At 66.5% G+C, this 19,482-nt stretch carries 20 protein-coding genes; 10 read left to right on the forward strand and 10 right to left on the reverse strand.

Going from position 1 to position 19,482, the window contains the following annotated elements; genetic code table 11:
- Positions 1 to 57 precede the first annotated feature (57 nt).
- Entirely contained in the window at positions 58 to 1,545 is a 1,488-nt protein-coding gene (locus tag R2N03_RS12920) for a sensor histidine kinase (protein ID WP_316658046.1), read from the reverse strand.
- Positions 1,523 to 2,203 carry a response regulator gene (locus R2N03_RS12925; RefSeq protein ID WP_316658047.1) on the reverse strand — a complete coding sequence of 227 codons (681 nt, stop codon included), beginning with the start codon at positions 2,201 to 2,203 and terminating at the stop codon, positions 1,523 to 1,525. The genes R2N03_RS12920 and R2N03_RS12925 overlap by 23 nt, the downstream gene beginning before the upstream one ends.
- Before the next feature lie 152 nt (positions 2,204 to 2,355).
- Between R2N03_RS12925 and R2N03_RS12930 the strand changes: the two genes are divergently transcribed.
- A complete protein-coding gene (locus R2N03_RS12930; protein WP_316658048.1) occupies positions 2,356 to 3,414 on the forward strand; it encodes an ABC transporter substrate-binding protein in 1,059 nt (352 codons plus the stop codon).
- An 18-nt stretch (positions 3,415 to 3,432) separates the two neighbouring features.
- On the opposite strand, the gene R2N03_RS12935 is transcribed toward R2N03_RS12930, so the two are convergent.
- Positions 3,433 to 4,575 (reverse strand): porin, encoded by a 1,143-nt coding sequence (locus R2N03_RS12935; protein WP_316658049.1) that lies wholly within the window; start codon positions 4,573 to 4,575, stop codon positions 3,433 to 3,435.
- A 273-nt stretch (positions 4,576 to 4,848) separates the two neighbouring features.
- Between R2N03_RS12935 and R2N03_RS12940 the strand changes: the two genes are divergently transcribed.
- Both R2N03_RS12940 and R2N03_RS12945 read left to right on the forward strand, forming a co-directional pair.
- Complete coding sequence (locus R2N03_RS12940; protein WP_316658050.1) at positions 4,849 to 5,283, forward strand: PaaI family thioesterase; 435 nt, start codon at positions 4,849 to 4,851, stop codon at positions 5,281 to 5,283.
- Between the two features lie 20 nt (positions 5,284 to 5,303).
- Positions 5,304 to 5,894 (forward strand): hydrolase, encoded by a 591-nt coding sequence (locus R2N03_RS12945; protein ID WP_316658051.1) that lies wholly within the window; start codon positions 5,304 to 5,306, stop codon positions 5,892 to 5,894.
- Between the two features lie 16 nt (positions 5,895 to 5,910).
- Here the strand turns inward: R2N03_RS12945 and R2N03_RS12950 are convergent, their stop codons facing one another.
- Positions 5,911 to 6,744 carry a helix-turn-helix transcriptional regulator gene (locus tag R2N03_RS12950; protein ID WP_316658052.1) on the reverse strand — a complete coding sequence of 278 codons (834 nt, stop codon included), beginning with the start codon at positions 6,742 to 6,744 and terminating at the stop codon, positions 5,911 to 5,913.
- A gap of 124 nt (positions 6,745 to 6,868) precedes the next feature.
- Here R2N03_RS12950 and R2N03_RS12955 point away from each other — a divergent pair, with 124 nt between their 5' ends.
- Together R2N03_RS12955 and R2N03_RS12960 are read left to right on the forward strand one after the other, a co-directional pair.
- Entirely contained in the window at positions 6,869 to 8,338 is a 1,470-nt protein-coding gene (locus R2N03_RS12955) for an MFS transporter (RefSeq protein WP_316658053.1), read from the forward strand.
- Between the two features lie 148 nt (positions 8,339 to 8,486).
- Positions 8,487 to 9,275 carry an aquaporin gene (locus R2N03_RS12960; RefSeq protein ID WP_316658054.1) on the forward strand — a complete coding sequence of 263 codons (789 nt, stop codon included), beginning with the start codon at positions 8,487 to 8,489 and terminating at the stop codon, positions 9,273 to 9,275.
- A gap of 15 nt (positions 9,276 to 9,290) precedes the next feature.
- On the opposite strand, the gene R2N03_RS12965 is transcribed toward R2N03_RS12960, so the two are convergent.
- The 4 genes from R2N03_RS12965 to R2N03_RS12980 all read right to left on the reverse strand — a co-directional run bounded on the left by R2N03_RS12965 (position 9,291) and on the right by R2N03_RS12980 (position 13,202).
- Positions 9,291 to 9,938 carry a response regulator gene (locus R2N03_RS12965; RefSeq protein ID WP_316658055.1) on the reverse strand — a complete coding sequence of 216 codons (648 nt, stop codon included), beginning with the start codon at positions 9,936 to 9,938 and terminating at the stop codon, positions 9,291 to 9,293.
- 8 nt (positions 9,939 to 9,946) lie between these two features.
- Positions 9,947 to 10,156: a hypothetical protein gene (locus R2N03_RS12970; RefSeq protein ID WP_316658056.1), complete on the reverse strand. Its 210-nt coding sequence runs from the start codon at positions 10,154 to 10,156 to the stop codon at positions 9,947 to 9,949.
- Positions 10,157 to 10,283: 127 nt separating this feature from the next.
- Positions 10,284 to 11,498 carry an EAL domain-containing response regulator gene (locus tag R2N03_RS12975; RefSeq protein WP_316658057.1) on the reverse strand — a complete coding sequence of 405 codons (1,215 nt, stop codon included), beginning with the start codon at positions 11,496 to 11,498 and terminating at the stop codon, positions 10,284 to 10,286.
- Positions 11,499 to 12,395: 897 nt separating this feature from the next.
- On the reverse strand, positions 12,396 to 13,202 hold the full coding sequence (locus tag R2N03_RS12980) for a MetQ/NlpA family ABC transporter substrate-binding protein (protein ID WP_316658058.1): 807 nt from the start codon (positions 13,200 to 13,202) through the stop codon (positions 12,396 to 12,398).
- 487 nt (positions 13,203 to 13,689) lie between these two features.
- On the opposite strand from R2N03_RS12980, the gene R2N03_RS12985 reads away from it, so the two are divergent.
- The 4 genes from R2N03_RS12985 (at position 13,690) to R2N03_RS13000 (ending at position 16,937) form a co-directional block, all read left to right on the forward strand.
- Positions 13,690 to 14,886 carry a chromate transporter gene (locus tag R2N03_RS12985; RefSeq protein WP_316658059.1) on the forward strand — a complete coding sequence of 399 codons (1,197 nt, stop codon included), beginning with the start codon at positions 13,690 to 13,692 and terminating at the stop codon, positions 14,884 to 14,886.
- A 59-nt stretch (positions 14,887 to 14,945) separates the two neighbouring features.
- On the forward strand, positions 14,946 to 16,004 hold the full coding sequence (locus R2N03_RS12990; protein ID WP_316658060.1) for a DMT family transporter: 1,059 nt from the start codon (positions 14,946 to 14,948) through the stop codon (positions 16,002 to 16,004).
- An 80-nt stretch (positions 16,005 to 16,084) separates the two neighbouring features.
- Positions 16,085 to 16,429 (forward strand): ArsR/SmtB family transcription factor, encoded by a 345-nt coding sequence (locus R2N03_RS12995; RefSeq protein ID WP_316658061.1) that lies wholly within the window; start codon positions 16,085 to 16,087, stop codon positions 16,427 to 16,429.
- Positions 16,419 to 16,937 carry an SRPBCC family protein gene (locus tag R2N03_RS13000; protein WP_316658062.1) on the forward strand — a complete coding sequence of 173 codons (519 nt, stop codon included), beginning with the start codon at positions 16,419 to 16,421 and terminating at the stop codon, positions 16,935 to 16,937. Before R2N03_RS12995 ends, R2N03_RS13000 begins: the two co-directional genes overlap by 11 nt.
- A 93-nt stretch (positions 16,938 to 17,030) precedes the next feature.
- Here R2N03_RS13000 and R2N03_RS13005 read toward each other — a convergent pair whose 3' ends face one another.
- On the reverse strand, positions 17,031 to 17,504 hold the full coding sequence (locus R2N03_RS13005) for a hypothetical protein (RefSeq protein ID WP_316658063.1): 474 nt from the start codon (positions 17,502 to 17,504) through the stop codon (positions 17,031 to 17,033).
- A gap of 725 nt (positions 17,505 to 18,229) precedes the next feature.
- Here R2N03_RS13005 and R2N03_RS13010 point away from each other — a divergent pair.
- Positions 18,230 to 18,598, forward strand: coding sequence for a hypothetical protein (locus R2N03_RS13010; RefSeq protein ID WP_316658064.1), 369 nt, complete (start codon positions 18,230 to 18,232; stop codon positions 18,596 to 18,598).
- Between the two features lie 460 nt (positions 18,599 to 19,058).
- On the opposite strand, the gene R2N03_RS13015 is transcribed toward R2N03_RS13010, so the two are convergent.
- Entirely contained in the window at positions 19,059 to 19,358 is a 300-nt protein-coding gene (locus R2N03_RS13015) for a hypothetical protein (protein ID WP_316658065.1), read from the reverse strand.
- Positions 19,359 to 19,482 lie beyond the last annotated feature (124 nt).

Consider the following 19,482-nt stretch of genomic DNA (forward strand, 5'->3'; position numbering starts at 1 on the left):
CGACGCGTCCGAACCGATGCGCAGGGCACGACCGTGCGCGAAGCCGCGCGCGGCAGTTCAGGCTGCGGCGGGACTCCCCGTCCGCCGCAGCCACACGGTGACGGCCAGCCCGACGCCGCCGGGCCCGGGCGCCAGCGCAATCTGTCCGCCCATGCGGTCCACGATCTGCCGCACGATGGCCAGCCCGAGGCCGCTGCCTTGCGTATGGGGGGCCAACCGCGTGAAGCGCTCGAACACGCGGGCATGCGCCTCGGGCGGGATGCCGGGGCCGTCGTCCGTCACGGTGAGCATGGCCCAGCCGTAGTCGGCCGCAACCTGCACCGTCACGTGGCCACCCTCCTGCGTGTAGCGCACCGCGTTGTCCACCAGGTTGAACAGCAGGGCCGCCACCAGCGTGCGGTTGCCCGATGTCCAGACCGGCTGCGGCGGCTCGGGCGCGTCCATGCCCAGGTCGATGCGGCGGCCGTCGGCCAGCAACGCGAGGTCTTCCAGCACGGTGCGCGCCACCTGCGTCAGGTCGACGGTCTCGCTGGTGGCGGCCGAGGCCTCGGCCTGCGACAGCAGCAGGAGGTCGTTGATCAGATCGGCCAGGTTGCGCGTGCTGGTGCGCGCAGCCTTCAGCACCTCGTGCAGCGCCGCATCGGCGTTGGTTTGCGCGGCCACCTGCATCTGCGTGTCGAGAATGGCCAGCGGCGTGCGCATCTGGTGAGCGGCATCGGCAATGAAGCGCTTCTGCGTCAGTGCGTTGTCGGCAATGCGCTGCAGGTATTGGTTGAACGCGCCGGCAATGGGCTGCAGCTCGCGCTGCAGTCCGCGTGGATCGAGCGCGGCAAGGTCGGTGGGCGAGCGCGCCGACACGTTGGCGGCCAGCCGCAGGATCGGCCGCAACTCCAGCGTCAGGCCGATCAGGATCATCGCCAGCGCCAGCCCCACCAGGGCAAGCTGGCGCACGGTGGACGGCCACCACAACTGGCGGATCATCGCGTCGCGGCCGTTCATGGTCTGCGCCACGCGCGTGACGACGCGCTCAATACGCCCCGCGTCGTACATGGTGCGCACCACGGCGGCCACGTGCACGGGCCTACCCTCCACGGTGTCGGAGTACGTGCCGGCATCGGCCAGGCCGGCGGCATCGAACGCGGGGCGCGTGCCGAAATCCAGCCGCCCGGCCAGCAAGCGGCCGTGCTCGGTGCTCACCTGATACGACACCAGATCACGCACCGGCACATCGGTCGTTTCCGGCGCGGCAAACACCGCCAGCGCGGCCGGCGGCACCGACACGCGCAAGCGGCCTTCGTCCCATTCGATCTGGCCGCTGATCATCTGCGCGGCGGTGTCCAGCGCATGAAAGTGCACCAGATCGGCGTTGTGGCGCGCGGCGGCCAGGTCCAGCCACGCATCGGCAGCCACGTAGATCACCAATGGCAAGGCCAGCCACAGCACCAGCCGGGCACGCAGACTGCGGGCACGCTGCGCCGTCTGCGTGGTGGCCGGGCGCGGCGAGGCCGGGCTTGCGCCCGCGCTATCGGGATTGGGTCGAGGCATCGCGCAGCAGGTAACCGAGACCGCGCAGCGTGACGATGGTGGCGGCGGAATGCTCCAGCTTCTTGCGCAGGCGGTGAATGTAGATCTCGATGGCCTCGGGGCTGGCATCTTCGTCGAGGCCGAACACGCCGTTGACCAGCGCCGGCTTGGACACCGTGCGCCCGAGCTTGAGCATGAGGATTTCCAGCACGGTGTGCTCGCGGGCGGGCAGCACGAGCAGCTGGCCAGCCAGCACGAAGGTGCGGCTGCCGGTGTGGTAGGTCAGGTCGCCGCAGTGCAGCTCCACCGACTGATCGGGCGTACTGCGCCGCACCAGCACCTGGATGCGCGCGATCAGTTCGCGGATCTCGAACGGCTTGACGAGGTAGTCATCCGCACCGGCGCCCAGGCAGGCAACCTTGTCGTCAATGCCGCCGCTGGCGGTCAGGATCAGCACCGGCACGGCGTTGCGGCGCGCGCGCAACCGTTGCAGCACACCTTGCCCCGGCAGCGTGGGCAGTTGCAGATCGAGCAGCACCACGTCGTAGTGCTGCGTGAGCAACAGGCTGTCGGCGGACTCGCCATCGGTGGCGTGGTCCACGGTGAAGTGCGCGCGGCGCAGCGCTTCGGAGAGCCAGTGCGCCAGCGGGGCGTTGTCTTCGATCAGGAGCAGCTTCATGCGAAGACGATGCGTCGTCTGAAATGAAAGCGATTTGTGGGTTGCCGCTTCCTAGAATGGTGGCGGCTGCCTACGCGTGCGCCGGACCCATCAGTTGATGACCGCAGCGCTTGCGCGATACCGATATCTACAAAAGAGCCGGAGACAACTCAATGGGTGTTTTTACCTGCAAGGACGCGCACGCACGCCGCTTCCGGCGCTGGGTCACGCCGCTGCTCGCCGCCTGCCTGGCGGCTGCGCCGCTGATCCCCTCGCTCGCCTTGGCGCAAGACCCCACACGCCTGACCCTCATGGTCAGCGGCACCGCCAAGATGATCTACCTGCCCGCCACCCTGGCACAGCGCCTGGGCCTCTTCCGCGATGAAGGGCTCGAGGTGGAACTGCTCTCGCAGCCCGCCGGCGTGGATGCCGAGAGCGAGCTGCTGACGGGTTTCGCACAGGGCGTGGTCGGCTTCTATGACCACACGATCGACCTGCAGGCCAAGGGTAAGGAAGTGCGCGCCATTGTGGTGTTCAGCGAGGTGCCGGGAGAGGCGGAAGTGGTCTCCACGCGGCTGCCTGCCACGGTGCAGGCGATGCACGACCTGCGCGGCCATAAGCTGGGCGTGACGGGGCTGGGCGCATCCACCAGCTTTCTCACGCGCCACCTGATGGCGCAGCAGGGGCTGTCGGCCGGCGACTACACCATGCTGCCGGTCGGTGCCGAGCACAGCTTCGTCAGCGCGCTGCGAGGCGGCCGCATCGATGCCGGCATGACCACCGACCCGACCGTCTCGCGCCTGGTGCGCAACGGCGAGGCGCGCGTGCTGCTCGATCTGCGCACGCCCGAAGGGACGCGTGCGGCGCTGGGTGGCCCGTATCCGGCCGCCTGCCTGTACCTGCAGACCGAATGGCTTGAAGCCCATCCGGACCTCGCCGCCAAGCTGGCACGCGCCTTTGTACGGACCCTGCGCTACATGCACACGCATAGCGCAGAGGACGTCGCCGCACACATGCCGGCCGACTTCCGGCGCGAGCATCCCGAGCTTTACGTCAAAGCGCTTGCCGCCGCGTTGCCCACCTTCAGCACCGACGGACGCATGCCGGACGACGGCCCACCCACCGTCCTGCGCGTCCTCGCCGCCAGCAATGCCAACGCGCGCGACAAGCACATCGACCTCTCGCGCACCTATACCAACAGGTTTGTCGATCAGGTGCGCGAGCGCCGCTAGCGCAAACCAGGCACTGGCTTAGAAGCGGGTGCGCATACCGATGCCGAACTCGGTCTGGCTGTTGTGGCCGTTGGTCGAACCCACGATGTACTGATCCTTCAGCTTCATGTAGTCGGCTGCCACGTAGAACTCCGTGCGCTTGGACACGTGGTAGAACACCGAGCCGTACAGCGTGTTCTTGCGGCCGCTACCCGCTGCGGTGGCACCCACTACGCTGGCGTACGCGTTGAGCGTGTTGCCGTCGGCGCTGAAGGCCGCGTTGTCGGCCTTCATGATCTGGTAGCCGATCTCATAGTCGAACGCGCCTTGCGGAGCGATCTTCAGCGACAGCGTGTAGGCGTCGTCCTTGCGATTGCCCAGCGCGGCCGGTTGCTCGCCGGTGTAGTGGAAGTAGCCGGCGTTGACACGGAACATGCCCATGATCACGTTGCCGCCCACCGAGTACGAACGGTCCATGAAGCCGCCCACCTTGGCCTGTTGCGCGAAGCCCGCCAGATGGAAGTTGTCGCCGTTGTAGCCCAGTGCGAGCGATTCGGTGGTGCCCTGCGTGAACTGGCCCGGCACTTCGCCAAACTGATAGCCCAGGGCCGTCAGGAAGCGGCCGCCCCACATCTTTTTCCACACCACGCCGTTGTTCATGCGCGTGCCGGTGGCGCTGCCTGCGTAGAAGATCAGTTGCTTGAAGTTGTTGGTATTGGTGTAGCCGCCTTCGTCCAGACCGACTTTCGCACTGGTATATGGGTCGCCGTAGATACCCGACACGTCACGAGCAATCGCGTTCTGGCGGCCGAAGGTCAGCTTGCCCAGCGATTCGCTCGACAGGCCCACCCAGGCATCGCGGTTGAACAGCACGCCCGGGGTGTCCATGTTGCCCGTCGGCGTTTCATATTCCGATTCCAGCTTGAAGATGGCCGACGTGCCGCCGCCCAGGTCTTCCTTGCCGGTCAGGCCCCAGCGGCTGCCCGAGAACCAGGGGATCTGGAAGCCGGTGGTGCGCGCGCCAGCAGCGTTGGTGTTGTTGACGGTGCTGATGGTGGTGTCGATCAGGCCGTAGAGCGTCACGCTGGATGCTTGTGCGTGGGCGCCGGGAGCGGCCAGGGTGGCCACGGCTGCGGCAGTCGCCGCGAGGGCATGAGTACGAAAACGCGTGGTACGGGACATCGATGTCTCCTTCCTTTGTGGGTGATGGTGTCCGGTCGTGATGCCGGCTTCGGGTCACGCGCAAGGGCAGCCGGCCAGCCGCCCGATGCAATCGCTGGGCGAGGGTAGAAGGGGGCACCTTTCTGGAGCCTTTCGCGTCGGTGTGGATGCAACGCTAGGGTTCGCCCGCATTGGGGGCGTTGTTGCCCGGTTCGTTGCAACGCATTGCAGTCCCGGCAACCCGGCTCGGGGTAGAGTGTCGGGTCGCCCCAACCCAAAGCACCCGACCTTCCCATGCATCCGTCCCAAATGACCGGCCTGCAATTGCTGCAGGCCATGTCGCGCGGCGAGCTCCCGCGCGCGTCCATCAGCGAAACCATTCCGATGACGATGGAAGCCATCGACAGCGGCGCCGTGCGCTTCGGCGCGAAGGCCGACAAGCGACACCTGAATCCGCTCGGCGGCGTACATGGCGGCTTTGCCGCAACAGTGCTCGATTCAGTGACGGGCTGCGCGGTGCACACCATGCTCGAAGCCGGCGTGGGCTATGGCACGGTGGACCTGAACGTCAAGATGGTGAAGGCGGTGCCCGTGGACACGCCGCTGGTGGCCGAGGGCCGCGTATTGCATGTCTCACGGTCGATCGGCGTGTCGGAAGGCACGCTGAGAACGCAGGACGGCACCCTGCTTGCGCATGCCACGGCCACCTGCGTGATCCGTCGTCCGTAATCCAGTCTCCGGAGACTTCGATGTCTGAACCGCTGCAATCCCTGTCCGCCAAGACCACCGCACTGGTGCTGATCGATCTGCAACGCGGCATCCTGCCGTTTGCGCAAGGGCCGCATTCGGCCGAGCAGGTGCTGACCGCTTCTGCCAGGCTCGCCAAGCGCTTTCGCGAGCTGGGCGCGCCCGTGCTGCTGGTGCGCGTGGGCTGGGCGCCCGACTATGCCGATGCGCCGCGCCAGCCGGTCGATCGTCCCGCACCGACGCAGCCCGGCGGCCTGCCGGCGCAATGGTGGGAGCAGCCCGACGAACTCGACGTGGCGCCCACCGATATCCAGATCACCAAGCGTCAGTGGGGCGCGTTCTACGGGACCGAGCTGGACCTGCAGCTGCGCCGGCGCGGCGTCTCCACCATCGTGCTGGGCGGCATCTCCACGCATGTGGGGGTCGAATCGACCGCGCGCGCCGCGTGGGAACACGGCTACGCGCTGGTGCTGGCGGAAGACGCGATGAGTTCGAACGACCCCGCGATGCATCGCTCCTCGGTGGAAAACGTCTTTCCGCGCCTGGGCCGGGTGCGCAGCACCGACGTCATCCTGTCCGCCCTCACGGCCTGAGCCAGCGGCCGCCGTGTCAGGTACCGTCTGCCACGGGCACGTACAGCACCATGCGCAGGCGCGGGTCTTCCACGACCGGCAGGCCGATGTAGTCGTAGCGCACGATCCTGCCGCCGGACGTGCGGATCAGCTTGTGCTCCGCGCGCTGGGCGCGCACCTCGTGCTGGCGCCACCAGGTGTCGAACTCACGGCTGCTGGTGCGCAGGCGGTCGACCAACGCCACGAGCAGCGGATCGTCCGCATGCGGGTCGTAGACGGCGCGGAACTTCGCCAGCATGCGGCGCGCCTCGTTCTCCCACTCGACGAAGCGCTCGCGCGCGTTGGCGTAGAGAAACATGTAGACCAGCGCGTTGCGGTCTTCCGGCGGCATCGTGCCGAAATCCATGAACAGCTGCGAGGCCGCGTCGTTCCAGCACAGCAGGTCGGTGCGGTAGCTGCGTACGTGGGCGGGCAGATCCATGCACGCCACGGCACGGCGCAAGACGTCGGGCACCGCCTCGGCCGGTGAGCGCCCGGCCACCCCCGTAAACGCCGCCTCCGCCCGCGCCAGGCCCCGCATGTGCGCGCGCTCGTCCGACGACAGGCGCAGCGCGCGGCCGATCGCCTCGATCGTCGCCACCGAGGGCCGCACGTCGCGCCCCTGCTCGATGCGCACATACCAGTCGATGCTGATATTGGCCAGTTGCGCGACCTCCTCGCGGCGCAGCCCAGCAGTGCGACGGCGTCCTCCGCCCTCAGGCAGGCCCACGTCCTGCGGGCGCAACTGGCCACGGCGGCTGCGCAGGAACTCGCCCAGCTCGTTACGCGGCGCGGCGGCAATGTGGGAAAGCTCGGGAGTGAAATCGTCCATGGCGGCATTACACACGACTGCGTGTGCGGGTGGGAGGGACAGCTCAATCCTAGGTTAATCCTAGCTCTGAATCGAATCTGTCCGGGCATCTACGCTGGCTCCAGTCCTCTTCCAGGAGCCCATCGTGATCCACGCTTCCCCTGTTTCGCAACCATCAGACACGCGCCGCCGCTGGCTTGCCTTTGGCGTGATGGTGACGGCGCAATTCATGTTCATCGTCGATGCGTTCATCGCCAATGTGGCGATCCCGAGCATCCGGACCAGCCTGCACGCCACCCCGGCGCAACTGGAGGGCGTACTGGCCATCTACCAGCTCGGCTACGCGATCCTGCTCATCACGGGCGGGCGGCTGGGCGACCTGTTCGGGCGGCGGCGGGTGTTCCTGCTGGGCCTGATCGCCTTCACTGCCACATCGGCCGGATGCGGCCTGGCAGGCAGCGCCGCCGCGCTCATCGGCTGGCGCTTTGCGCAGGGACTCTCTGCCGCGATGCTGGTGCCGCAGGTGCTGGCCAGCATCCAGGCGCTGTTCACCGGAGCAGAACGTGACCGCGCGCTGTCGATCTTCGGGCTGGTGATGGGTACCGGCGGCGCGGCCGGGTTGCTGGTGGGCGGCGCACTCACCAGCGCCGACATCGCCGGGCTTGGCTGGCGCTCGGCTTTCCTGATCAATGTGCCGGTGGGCGTGGCGGCCGCGCTGCTGGGCTGGCGGTGGATTCCGCGCCCGACCGCAGCCGTCGCAGAGGTGCATCTCGACACCGCCGGCGTCGCGTGGATGGCGGTCAGCGTGGCCGCGGTTCTGGTGCCCCTGCTGTTCGGCCGCGAACTGCACTGGCCAGCGTGGATCCTGGCGTTGCTTGCCGTGGGCGTGGTGGGCATTGCGACCTTCCAGCGGCTCGAAGCACGCGTCGATCGCGCGGGTGGCGCGCCCTTGCTGCCGCCTTCGCTGCTGCAGCATCGCGCGTTCATGACAGGCCTGACAGCGTCCGGCCTCCACTACATCGGCATGATGGCGTTCTTTCTTGTGATGACGCTGTACCTGCAGAACGGGCGACAGCTCTCGGCCCTGCACGTCGGCGTTGCGATGCTGCCGCTGGCCCTTGCGTTTCTCATCACCTCTCGCCTGGCCAACACGCTGGTGCGTCGTCACGGTATGCGAGCCATGCTGGCAGGGTTGGGCATCATGGCGCTGGGGCTGCTGGTGCTGCTCGCAGGCTTCGGCACCGACTGGGCGCACCCCGCCGCCCCGGGCATGGCGCGCATCGGCCTCGCGCTGACGCTGTATGGCGCGGGGCAGGGGCTGGTGGTGGTTCCGCTGATCGGCCTGGTGCTGACCGGCGTGGCGCGCACCCAGGCCGGCGCAGCGGCGGGGCTGCTGATCACGGTGCAGCAACTGGCGGGCGCACTGGGCGTCGCCTGTATCGGCGCGTTGTATTTCACGTTCGCCGCCAACGGCAGCGCCGCCGGCATGACGCGCGGGGCCATGGCCGGATGCCTCGCCATGCTGGCGGCGCTGGGCGCGGCAGCGGTTGGCTTCGCCCGCCTGGGCGCAGAGCAACGACTGATGGCCGCCGCGAGCGCAGCGAGCCCAGCCTGAACGTCTGGCGCACCAGCGGTTGCACGCCAATCCGCCGATTCGATACCGCGGCGCGCGACACAAGCGCGCCGCGATGCATTGATCGGCCCGGGCGGGCGCGCCACACTCCCGCGCGATACGCTTTGCATCGCCCGCCTTCCCTCTCCACATGGCCACCGTGTCTTCGCTTCGCGCCGCTGCGTCGGCTGCATCGGCTGCTCCGCCCCGCATCGCTCTTGCTCGCCGCGTTGCCGCCGAAGGCATCGGCACGGCGATGCTGATCGCCGTCGTCATCGGCTCGGGCATTCACGCGCATCGCCTCTCAGGTGGTGACGCCACCTGGGCCCTGCTCGCGCAGTCACTGGCAGGCGGCGCCGGGCTATTTGCGTTGCTGACGATATTCGGGCCGGTGTCCGGAGCCCATCTGAATCCGGCGGTCACGCTATCGGCCGTGCTGAAGGGCCGCCTGCGAGGCGATGAGGCGCTGGCATATGTGGTCGGCCAATTGGCGGGGGCCGCACTCGGCGTAGCCGCCGCGCACGCCATGTATGGCATGCCGGCATGGGCGGTTGGCACGCATGCGCTGTCGGGCTCAGCGCTGTGGTGGAGCGAGGCGCTCGCAACATTCGGGCTGATCGGCGTGGGCATTGCCTGCGGGCGCCACGCGCCCGGACAATTGCCGCTCGCGGTGGCCGCCTACATCGCCGCGGGGTACTGGTTCACAGCGTCGTCGTCGCTCGCCAACCCGGCGCTGGCACTGGCTTGCGTGCTGACGGACGGCCCTTCCGGCATCCGTCCCGGCGACGCAGCAGGCTACATGCTGGCGCAACTTGCGGGCACGCTGTTGGCCACGCCGCTCTTCACCTGGCTGGTGGTCGGTGAGACCACGAACACCTCTGCCGCTGCGGGCGCGCCCGCTCCAACGCTGCCGATGCCAGCGCGCCGCCGGGCCGGGTAATGCGCGCGATCGCTGTCAGCGCGGGAAGGGCACGCCGCTGGCGCGGACGTACTGGAACAGTTCGGTCTCTCGGGCCAGCCCGAGCTTGCGCAGCGCTGCCGCCTTCTGCGTGCTGACAGTCTTGACGCTCGAGCCGAACCTGCGGGCGATTTCCGATACAGGCATGCCGCTGACATAGAGACGGACGACCTCGCGCTCGCGCGCGCTCAGCACCAGCGGGGCATCCCGCTCATTGATCGGGAATCCCGCGCCTTCGAGGATGCGCGGGCTGTAGTACGACGCGCCACGGGCAGCGGCATGGATGGCGTGGCCGACGTGCATCAGCTCGTCGCGCTTGCTCACGAAGCCTGCCACGCCGATCTGGCGCATGGTGCGCAGCAGCGCGGGATTGCTCACCATCGTGCAGGCCACGACCGCGGGCGCTGGGTGTTGCTTGCGCACCCGCGCGAGCAACTGCATGCCGTCGTAGGCAGGGTCGCCGTTCAGGTTGAAATCGGTGACGATCACATCGCAGCCGATATGGTCGAGCACGTGCACGAGCTCGCGGCCATCATGCGCCTGCGCAACGACGCGCAGTTGCGGAAACCGTGCAATGGCAGCCATCAGCCCGATCAGGATCACAGGATGATCATCCGCCACCACGACCGACAGAAAAGGGGGCATGTGGCGCGTCAGGGATGTGCACGTTGTCCGCTGCCTTCCGCCTGATGCCGCCAGGCATCGACCAGGGCGCGGCGCTGCGAGGGAGATGCAAACACGAAGCGATCGATCTGCGAGAGCACCGTCGCCCGGGACGCCGCATCCAGCTTGGCGAACATCAGCAGCATGGGATAGATCGGAGCCGTCATGGCGTGAGGAGGACAGATGAAAGAGTCGTCCATACCTTACGCACCCGGGCTTCCTGCGGGCATCAGCGATTTCTGACTTTCCGGGCCCTGTAACCTTTCGGGGCAGAAGCCGTTTCAGTCAGGGCTGCGAGAAACTGAATGCCGCTGCCGCATGGCGGGGCTAGCCGCCCGCTTGCACATGCGCCAGGAACGCCGTGGTCGACAGCGGCGCCGCCCACAGGTAGCCCTGGCCGGTTGCGCAACCGAGCGCGCGCAAGGTCTGGCGTTGCGCGTCGGTCTCCACCCCTTCCGCGATGCACTCGAGATGCAGCGTGCGGGCCAGTTCGATCATGGTCCGGCAGATGACGCCGCGCTGGCTGCTCAGGTCGACGGCAGCCGTGAACGACCGGTCGATCTTGAGAATCGTGAAGGGCAGGTCAGCCAGCAGCTTGAGCGTGGCGATGCCGACACCAAAATCGTCGATGGCCAGCGGATGACCCAGCAGGCGCAACCGGTTGAGCGCGATGGCGAGCTGCGTGGCGTCAGGCACCGGTGAGTCTTCGGTCAGCTCGATCGTGACGGCGCCTGGCGAGATGCGCGCCTCGCGCACGGTGGCATCGATGCGCTCGACGGTGCCGGGGCGGCTGAGCGTGGCTGCGGACGCGTTCACGCCAATCGACACCGGGTGCGCTTGCGCGGCCAGTGCGTGCTGTACGCGCACGCAATGGTCGAGCACATGGAAAAACAGGCCATCTGCCAGCCCCAGCGCCTCCAGGCGCGGCACGAAGGCCGCAGGAGACACTCGCCCATGCACCGGATGCAGCCAGCGGCACAGCGCCTCGGCACCGGCAATCTGGTTGCTGGCCAAGTCATGCTGTGGCTGCAACACCACCTCGATCTGCTCAGGCGTTTCGTGGATGAGCGCGGCGAGTTCGTCGTCGGAAAACTGCGGCGGGCTGTCTTGCACCGAGGAGACCGGTTCGCGCTCGCGGGCGGCGGCGGCCTCCAGCAAGGGCAGCACGTGCGCCGGTCGCAGTGGCTTGTGGATACCATGCGGACGCTTCAGACCGATCGCATCGGCCAGGCTCACATGCGACTCGACGATCGGCGCATCCATGGCGCTGACCCACGCCCACACGGGCGACTGCCTCGGAAACACCTGACCGTCGCGCAGCCGCAGTTGCGCCATCAGTTCGGGGCCGTTCATGCCGGGCATGTCGATGTCGCACAGCACGAGGTCGACATGGCAGAGCTGGAGCAGGTAGAGCGCCTCGCGGCCGTCGCAGGCTGTCAGTATCTGCTGCACGCCCAGCGTATGGAGCAGTTGCCGGGCGGCAGCCCGTTGCACCGGATGGTCGTCGACCACCAGCACGGCGAGTTGCGCGAAACCTTCCATCGGCCACTCCTTGTCGTCAGTATCGGGGGCGGATCACATCCCGCCCACGCCATGTCACGTCCGCCGCGAGCCGTCATTGAAGCACCGCGCGGTGCCGTTGTCAGGCACGGGCGCCAAAAAAACAAAGCCCGCGCAGCTTTTCAACTGCGCGGGCCTTGAGCGATTCCCCCAACCTTTTGAGCATCCGGAGCCGGTGTCGACGGCGCCGGGATGCAGGAAATCGTGCCCGAAAAAAATGAAGCCCGCAACAGGGGCGGGCTCAAAAGGGGGGGAGTGCTCTCTAAAGAGAGAGCACGGTGAAGTTTAGTGGAGGGGTGTTTGTCAGACTGTCCGGCCTTCGCCGAATCGCTTGTAGGACAAAAACTGACGCAGATCCGCGATGTTAGCCACATAAAGCGCGCGGTTACGCCCAGGTTCGGGACGGAAAGGTGATTCAAACGGCGCATTGAGCACCTGGAAGGCACGTGGGGAAAGGCGATGGAATCCCGCTTCGAATCGTGCGCTTGAAAAATAGGCTCGTTGCTGCCGGGCAACGCCACGGCGTTGCCCGCAACGGAAATCAGCGTAGCCGGGATCGGCTGGGAGGCAAGTCGGCGAATCCGCCGCGCCAAAGAAAAAAGCCCGAGCACCAGGTGCTCGGGCCACAATCCACCAAGGAGGGTGGAGGAGACAGTTCCTACTATAGCGAATGCTTTGCTGCGTTGCAATAACGTAGAACTACGTAACGCAGCAATGCGTTGTCAGGGCGCCACGGACGACGGAAACGATTGCAGTCGTCACATTATGACGCGACGCAGCAAACACCGCCGCCACCCCGAAAATCCGGCCTCCTGCGGCTATACGGCTTTCAAAGGCAAAGCACGCGGCGAAAGTATTCACTAACTCACGTTCACCAGCTTAAAACGCCGGCAAGATCGCGCCCTTGAACTGGGTGTCGATGAACTGGCGCACCGTCTCCGATTGGTACGCGTGCACGAGCGTCTTCACCCACGGCTGGTTCCGGTCCTTCTCGCGCACGGCGATCAGGTTGGCGTACGGCCCCTGGCGGTCTTCCAGTGCGATGGCATCCTTGGCCGGCGTCAGGCCGTTCTTGACCGCGTAGTCGGTGTTGATGGAAGCGGCGTCCAGGTCATCCAGCGAGCGCGGCAGCTGCGCCGAATCCAGCTCGATCAGCTTGATCTTCTTCGGGTTCTCGACCACGTCACGCGGTGTCGCATTGTTGCCGTTCGTGCCGGCGCCCGCCTTGAGCTTGATCACCCCCGCCTTCTGCAACAGAAGCAGCGCGCGGTTGCCGTTGGACGGATCGTTCTGGATGCCGACCTTGGCGCCTTCCTTGAGCTGCGCGAGCGACTTGACCTTCTTCGAGTAGAAGCCCATCGGCGCCACGTAGGTCAGGCCCACGTTGACGATCTTGTAGCCGCGCGCCTTGATCTGGCCATCGAGGAAGGGCTGGTGCTGGAAGCCGTTGGCATCCAGGTCGCCGGCGTCGAGCGCGGGGTTGGGCTGGGCGTAATCGTTGAACTCGATGATCTTGACGTCCAGGCCGTCCTTCCTGGCGACCTTCTGCACGACTTCCCAGATCTGCGCATCGGGGCCGCTCATGGTGCCGAGCTTGATCTGTCTGGTATCAGCGTTGGCGGCGGCGGCAACGGCAAGCGCAATGGCCGGTAGGGCCACGCGCGCAAGACGGGAAAAGAGAGACATGGAGAAACCTCGTGGATCGTGTCGTCAATGAAATCCGCCCGCGGGTAGCGGGCGGGTGACGCGATCCTGTCATAGGGTCGCGCGCGACAGAACGACAATTTCGGCATGTCCATATGCCCCGGAACAGGGCAAAGCTTGGGCAGGGGACGCCGGCCTCCAGCCAAGGCTCGGCTTTGCAAGGTCCGCTGCACGAACCGGTCTGCGGCACCATCATCCATGCCCCCGACGAGGGCTCATCGGCATTGCAGCAACGGCGATCGCTCCCTATGCTGCAGGCATGACCCCGCGCTGGACTGCGGCCTGCTGCTGGCCGACCGCCCGCACGCCGGGATGCAACGGTGCGCGATGGCGTCGAATGGCGCCAGGCCGGTTCCGGACTCGACCGCAATGTGGGCTCGCGCGCCTTGGTGCCACCGTTCACGTGCTCGACGAGGGTCGCGCCGCTGCGCCATACCGGAAACGCTGATTCACGCTGTGAGACACCACCTTGAGCGCACCCCAACCCACTGACGCCGCACCGCAGGCAGCGCTGCCGGTCTACACCCTCTGGCAACTGATTGCCTATTTCGCACGCCTGGGCGCCTTGGGCTTCGGCGGGCCGGTGGCGCTGGCCGGCTACATGCGCCGCGACCTCGTGGAAAGGCGCCACTGGATCACCGACGCCGACTACAAGGAAGGCCTGGCGCTCGCGCAACTGGCGCCCGGGCCGCTAGCCGCACAGTTGGCGATCTACCTCGGCTATGTGCATTACCGCATCCTGGGCGCGACCCTCGTCGGCATCGCGTTCGTGCTGCCGTCGTTTCTGATGGTCGTGGCGCTGGGCTGGGCATACGTGCATTTCGGTGGCCTGACGTGGATGCAGTCGGTCTTCTACGGCGTGGGGGCGGCCGTGGTCGGCATCATCGCCATCAGTGCGCACAAGCTCACCACCAAGAGCGTGGGGAAGGACAAGCTGCTGTGGGCCATCTATCTCGTGCTCGCGGCGGTCACCGTCATCACCGAATCGGAGGTGGCGTGGCTGTTCGTGGCGGCCGGCATTCTGGTGTGGTTCTGGCGTGCACCGCCCAGGTGGTTGCGGCAGGGCAAGCTCCATGCGGTCGCCGTCGCGCCGGTCAGCGCCGCGAGTGGCATCCTCAGCACGATCGACTGGCCGGTGCTGTCACAAATTGGCGTCTTCTTTGCCAAGGCCGGTGCCTTCGTCTTCGGCTCGGGTCTGGCCATCGTGCCGTTTCTGTACGGCGGCGTCGTGACCGAGCACCACTGGCTCAATGAAAAGCAATTCGTCGACGCGGTGGCGGTGGCCATGATCACCCCCGGCCCCGTGGTCATCACGGTCGGCTTTATCGGCTATCTCATTGCGGGCTTGCCCGGCGCATGCGTCGCGGCGGCCGCTACGTTCCTGCCGTGCTACCTGTTCACGATCCTGCCGGCGCCATACTTCAAGAAGTACGGCAGGCTGCCCGCCATCCTGGCCTTCGTGGATGGCGTGACGGCCGCCGCCGTGGGCGCCATCACCGGCGCGGTCATCGTGCTGGCCAAGCGCTCGATCGTCGATGTGCCGACGGCCATGCTCGCAGTGGCCACCGTTGCGCTGCTGCTCGGGTTCAAGAAGCTGTCAGAGCCCGTGGTCGTAGCCGGCGCCGCGCTCATCGGTCTGGCGCTGTATCCGTTGCTGCATCATTGAGATGGAAGCCGCTGTGCAAGGAAAGCACCAGCGGCGCATTCCCCACCCGAACTGCCACTATGTCGATCCGCTCTGCCGCGCCGGCCCTGGCTGCCGCACTTCTGTTTGGCGCCAGCACCCCGCTGGCCAAAACCCTGACCGGCGCCATCTCGCCCATCCTCCTGGCGGGCTTGCTTTACCTGGGCAGTGGGCTTGGCCTGACTGGCGTCCTGCTGGTCCGGCGGCTGGCCCGGACATCTGGCGAGGCGGCACAGCCCGAACCCGCCATGCCCCGGCGCGACATTCCCTGGTTGCTCGGCGCCATCCTGGCCGGCGGTGTCGCGGGGCCCGCCCTCCTCATGACGGGCTTGGCACAGACGGGGGCCGCGCCTGCGTCGCTGCTGCTCAACGTCGAAGGCGTGTTCACCGCGCTCATCGCGTGGATCGTCTTCAAGGAAAACGCCGACCGGCAGATCGTGCTCGGCATGGTCGCCATCGTGGCCGGTGGCGCGCTGCTGTCATGGCAACCGGAAGCCGCCAGCCTGTCGCCGGGCGCCCTGCTGATCGTGGCGGCATGTGCCTGCTGGGCGATCGACAACAACCTCACGCGCAACGTGTCGTCCAACGATGCCGTACTGATCGCCTGCCTCAAAGGGCTGGTGGCAGGCGTCTGCAACACAGCCTTCGCTCTGGCGGCGGGCAACGCGCTGCCGGCCATGCCTGCGCTGGCGGCGGCCATGCTCGTCGGCTTTGCCGGCTATGGTGTGAGCCTGGCGCTGTTCGTCGTGGCACTGCGGCACCTGGGGACCGCCCGCACGGGCGCGTATTTCTCGGTTGCGCCGCTGTTTGGTGTGGTGATCGCCTTCCTGATCTGGCCGGAGGTGCCCGGTGTGGCGTTCTGGGTTGCAGCCGCGCTGATGGCCCTCGGGGTCTGGCTGCACCTGCGCGAGCGGCATGAACACGAACACGTACACGAGCCGATGGTTCACACGCATGCGCATCGGCACGACGAGCACCACCAGCACGTGCACGACTTCCCATGGGACGGCAAGGAGCCGCACGTGCATGCCCACCGGCACGACGCACTCGTCCACAAGCACCCGCATTACCCGGATATCCACCACCGCCACACGCACTGAACAGCGCAGCCGGGCAGTGATGGCGCACGCGAACGCGAATGGGCTTGCAGCAACCGATTCGAGAGCATATAGTTAGCCAAATGGATAACAATAGAATTGCGCTAGACGCGATCTTCCATGCGCTTGCAGACCCCACGCGCAGGGCCGTCGTTCAACGGCTGGGCAGCGGGCCTGCAACGGTGAGTGAGCTGGCGGAGCCATTCGACATGGCACTGCCGTCTTTCATGAAACACGTGCGGGTCCTGGAAGAAACCGGGCTGGTTCATTCCAGGAAGAGCGGCCGCATCCGGACATGCGAGCTGGATCGCGAAAACCTGGCGGCCGCCGAGCGCTGGTTTGCCGAGCAGCGCGAAATCTGGGCAAGCAGGTACCGCAATCTGGACCACCTCTTAGAAGAATTGAAAGGAAAGAACCATGAAGGCTGATCTCCGATTCGAATTCCTCGCCGACAAGGCTGCGAGCCGCATCACCGTCAAGCGCGAGTTCGCGGCAAGGCGCCAGCTCGTGTGGGATTGCCATACCCAGCGCGAATTGCTTGACCGCTGGTTTGCGCCCAAGCCGCTGACCACCAAGACCCAGCACATGGCGTTCAAGGAAGGGGGCTATTGGCACTACGCCATGATCACGCCCGAGGGCGAAGCATTCTGGAGCCGCCTCGACTATCTGGCCATCCACCCGATCGACAGCTATGCCGCGCTGGACGGCTTCTGCGACGAGGCAGGCAACGTGAATCCGGACATGCCCAGGTCGCGCTTGGACGTGACCTTTACCGATGCGAACGAGCGCACGCTCGTGACAACCGTGGTTCAGTACAAGTCGGCAGAAGATGTGCAGAAGGTCATCGACATGGGGTTGAGGGAAGGGCTCGCCTCCACCCTCGAACGGCTCGACGAACTGCTGCTCGACCTGGCTGCGCCGGCGCAGCGGGCATAACAGCGCCGTCGCTGGCGGGGCAACGCCGGCCGCTGGTCAGAAGAAAGGCCGCCCCTGGGCGGCTTTTTCTACGTACCGCGCTGGCAGCTCGGCTCACGCTGCCGGCGGGTCCTCCGCGCGCTTTGGAGCGCTCCGGCTGAACCGCGCCGCCAGCACCTTGCGCGCCCCGTCCAACCCTTCCCCCTGACCGGCCAGCTTGAGCAGCGCATACCCCTCCATCGCGCCGCTCATCACGTCGCTGCCCAGTGCCAGTTGCGAGTCGGACATGCGCTGGTAGAGGCTCGCCACGCGCACGAGGCGGCTGCGGAGCTGGTCGAAACCGGCCAGATCGCGGCGCAATTCCGCCAGGTCGAAGTTGCCGGGCAGCAGGTAGGGGTTGTTGTTCAGCACCTCCACGGCCTGGCGCGCAAACGCCTCGGACTTGTTGCCCATCTTCACCAGCGTTCGACGCTGGGCCGGGGTGAGGTCGATCAGGCTGGCGAGCCGGTCTTCGAGCGTCTTCAGCGCGCCGTCCACGGCGGCCAGGTCAGCCGGGGTGAGTTGATACGAAATCAGGTTCTGCGGCATGTCACTCCTCGTCAATCCATTGGCAGGGTCGCGCCATCCAGGGCACGAGGGCGGGAGATTGGCCGCTGCGGCGCCGGTTCGCAATGCTCGATGGCAGCTTTGGTTGAAGAATCAGACTGTTCCGATGCGGCGTTCACAACTCGACACATCGAGATGTGCTCTCGGCGGTCCGAGCTCGGAGCTCGACATGTGAGGCTTTTTGCTCGATGGTTCGAGCTCGGAGCTCGGCGTGTGAGGCTTTTTGCTCGACAGGTCGAGCTCGGAGCTCGGCGTGCTGGGCTTTTTGCTCGGTGGACCGAGCGCTGAGCTCGGCGCGTGAGGCTCTTTGCTCGGCAGTTCGAGTTTGAAGCTCGACGTGTCGGGCTTTTTACTCGGCGGTTCAAGCTCGAAACTCGACGCGCGGGGCCTTTTGCTCGGCGAGCAAAGCCTGGAAGGCGACGTGCGAAAAATCAGAATCTGGCGCTTACCCCCATCGCTATAATTCCTCCCGCTGCCGCACCAACGGCAGCCGGGTCTGGCGATCCGTCTGAGGTATTTCCTGTGAATGCATGTCGCCTCGCGCGACGTGCTGCGTTCGCTCGCGCAAGCCAGTTCATGGCGGGCCGGGTGGGGAGACCTTCGGGTCTGCCGGCGCCACAGGGGCCGGTTCGCCAGCCCCGCCGTCAGGCCCGCCACCCCTCATCTGGCGATGAGCGGCAGGCCTCTTCAATCCCTGTGGAGGCTTCATGCCAAATTCTCAAAGCGTGCACCGCCCCGCGTCTTACCCATCTCCACCCGCACCACTCAGTCCAGCGCCCACGTCATCCGACACCGGCAGACTCACCAAGAACCGCGTCTACCTGAACGGCGCACTCGCCGCGCAGGCGTACCTCAAGCGCACGCGCACCGCCATGTGCATGCACGGCCAATGCCGGCCGGGCATGCTGCGCGAGCAGCTTCAGGTCTTCTCCGCACAGGCGTTTCCGCCGGTCTTCGTCAAAGGCTTTGTGGATGCGATTGATGCCTACGTATCGATGTCGCTCGGGGGCCGCGATGTCGATCCGCAAGCGTGGGACGTGCTAGCCGCCATCGAGCGGCGGGGCTATCGCGAATAACAATGGTTTGGCGCATTCCCGTGACGGGCGGGAATGTCCTCCTGGAGTGGGCCACCCAACCTGCGCCGTCTGCCGCACCACCTCACGATCCATCCGCAAGGGCCGCCCGGGCGTCGACTCTGGCGTTGACACGGTGGCATGTGCCGGACGCATGCCGTGGCACTGGATGCCCGCCATCAGCGGGCGCAGGTCGCAGGTCATCACGTCAGGCGCCGGTTGCACGCGCTGCGGCCCGAAGCCGCGAAAGCGATCACCACCGATGCTCACCTTGCGCCGCGGCGCGCGTCGGTGGGCTTCATGTGTGAGCAGGATGCGGGTGGGGCGTGTGTGATGCCGGGGTGACCTTCCGGTGAGGCCGACAAGCACCATCAGGCAGCGCCCGCCTAGCCTAACCGTCTCCATGGCCTGCAGTCATTCGACTGCGGAAGCCACGCGCCACCCCCGTGCCGTCGGCGGCAGCTCATACCAGCCGCACGACGGTGTCCTGCATGGAGCCTTCTGCCCACACGTCTTTGTACTTTTCGAGCAGGGCTGCGTAGTCCCGATCGCCCAGCAATTTCTCGTTGACCTGCTGCATCTTGTCGAGGCTGTCCGAATCGAAGTGCCAGTGAATATTGCCGCCGCCGAATTGTTCGGCGCCGAAACGCATGTCGAGCGCATAGCGCTTGTTGAGGTGGGCCGTGACTTCTGCGGCAAAGGCCAATGCCGACGGCAGCACCGATGCATTCTTGACGGTCGCCGTGCGGATGAATCTGTACATGGTTGCTCTCCTGTCAACGTGACTTGAACCATTGCGGCACGCCCATGGCAGGAGTTGCTTCGCCTGGGCGGCTTCCGCCGAAGTCATGTTAGGAGGCCGACCGCCGCGCGCGTTGCGATGGCTC

It is taken from the genome of Ralstonia condita, assembly GCF_958405655.1.
GTDB lineage: Bacteria > Pseudomonadota > Gammaproteobacteria > Burkholderiales > Burkholderiaceae > Ralstonia > Ralstonia condita.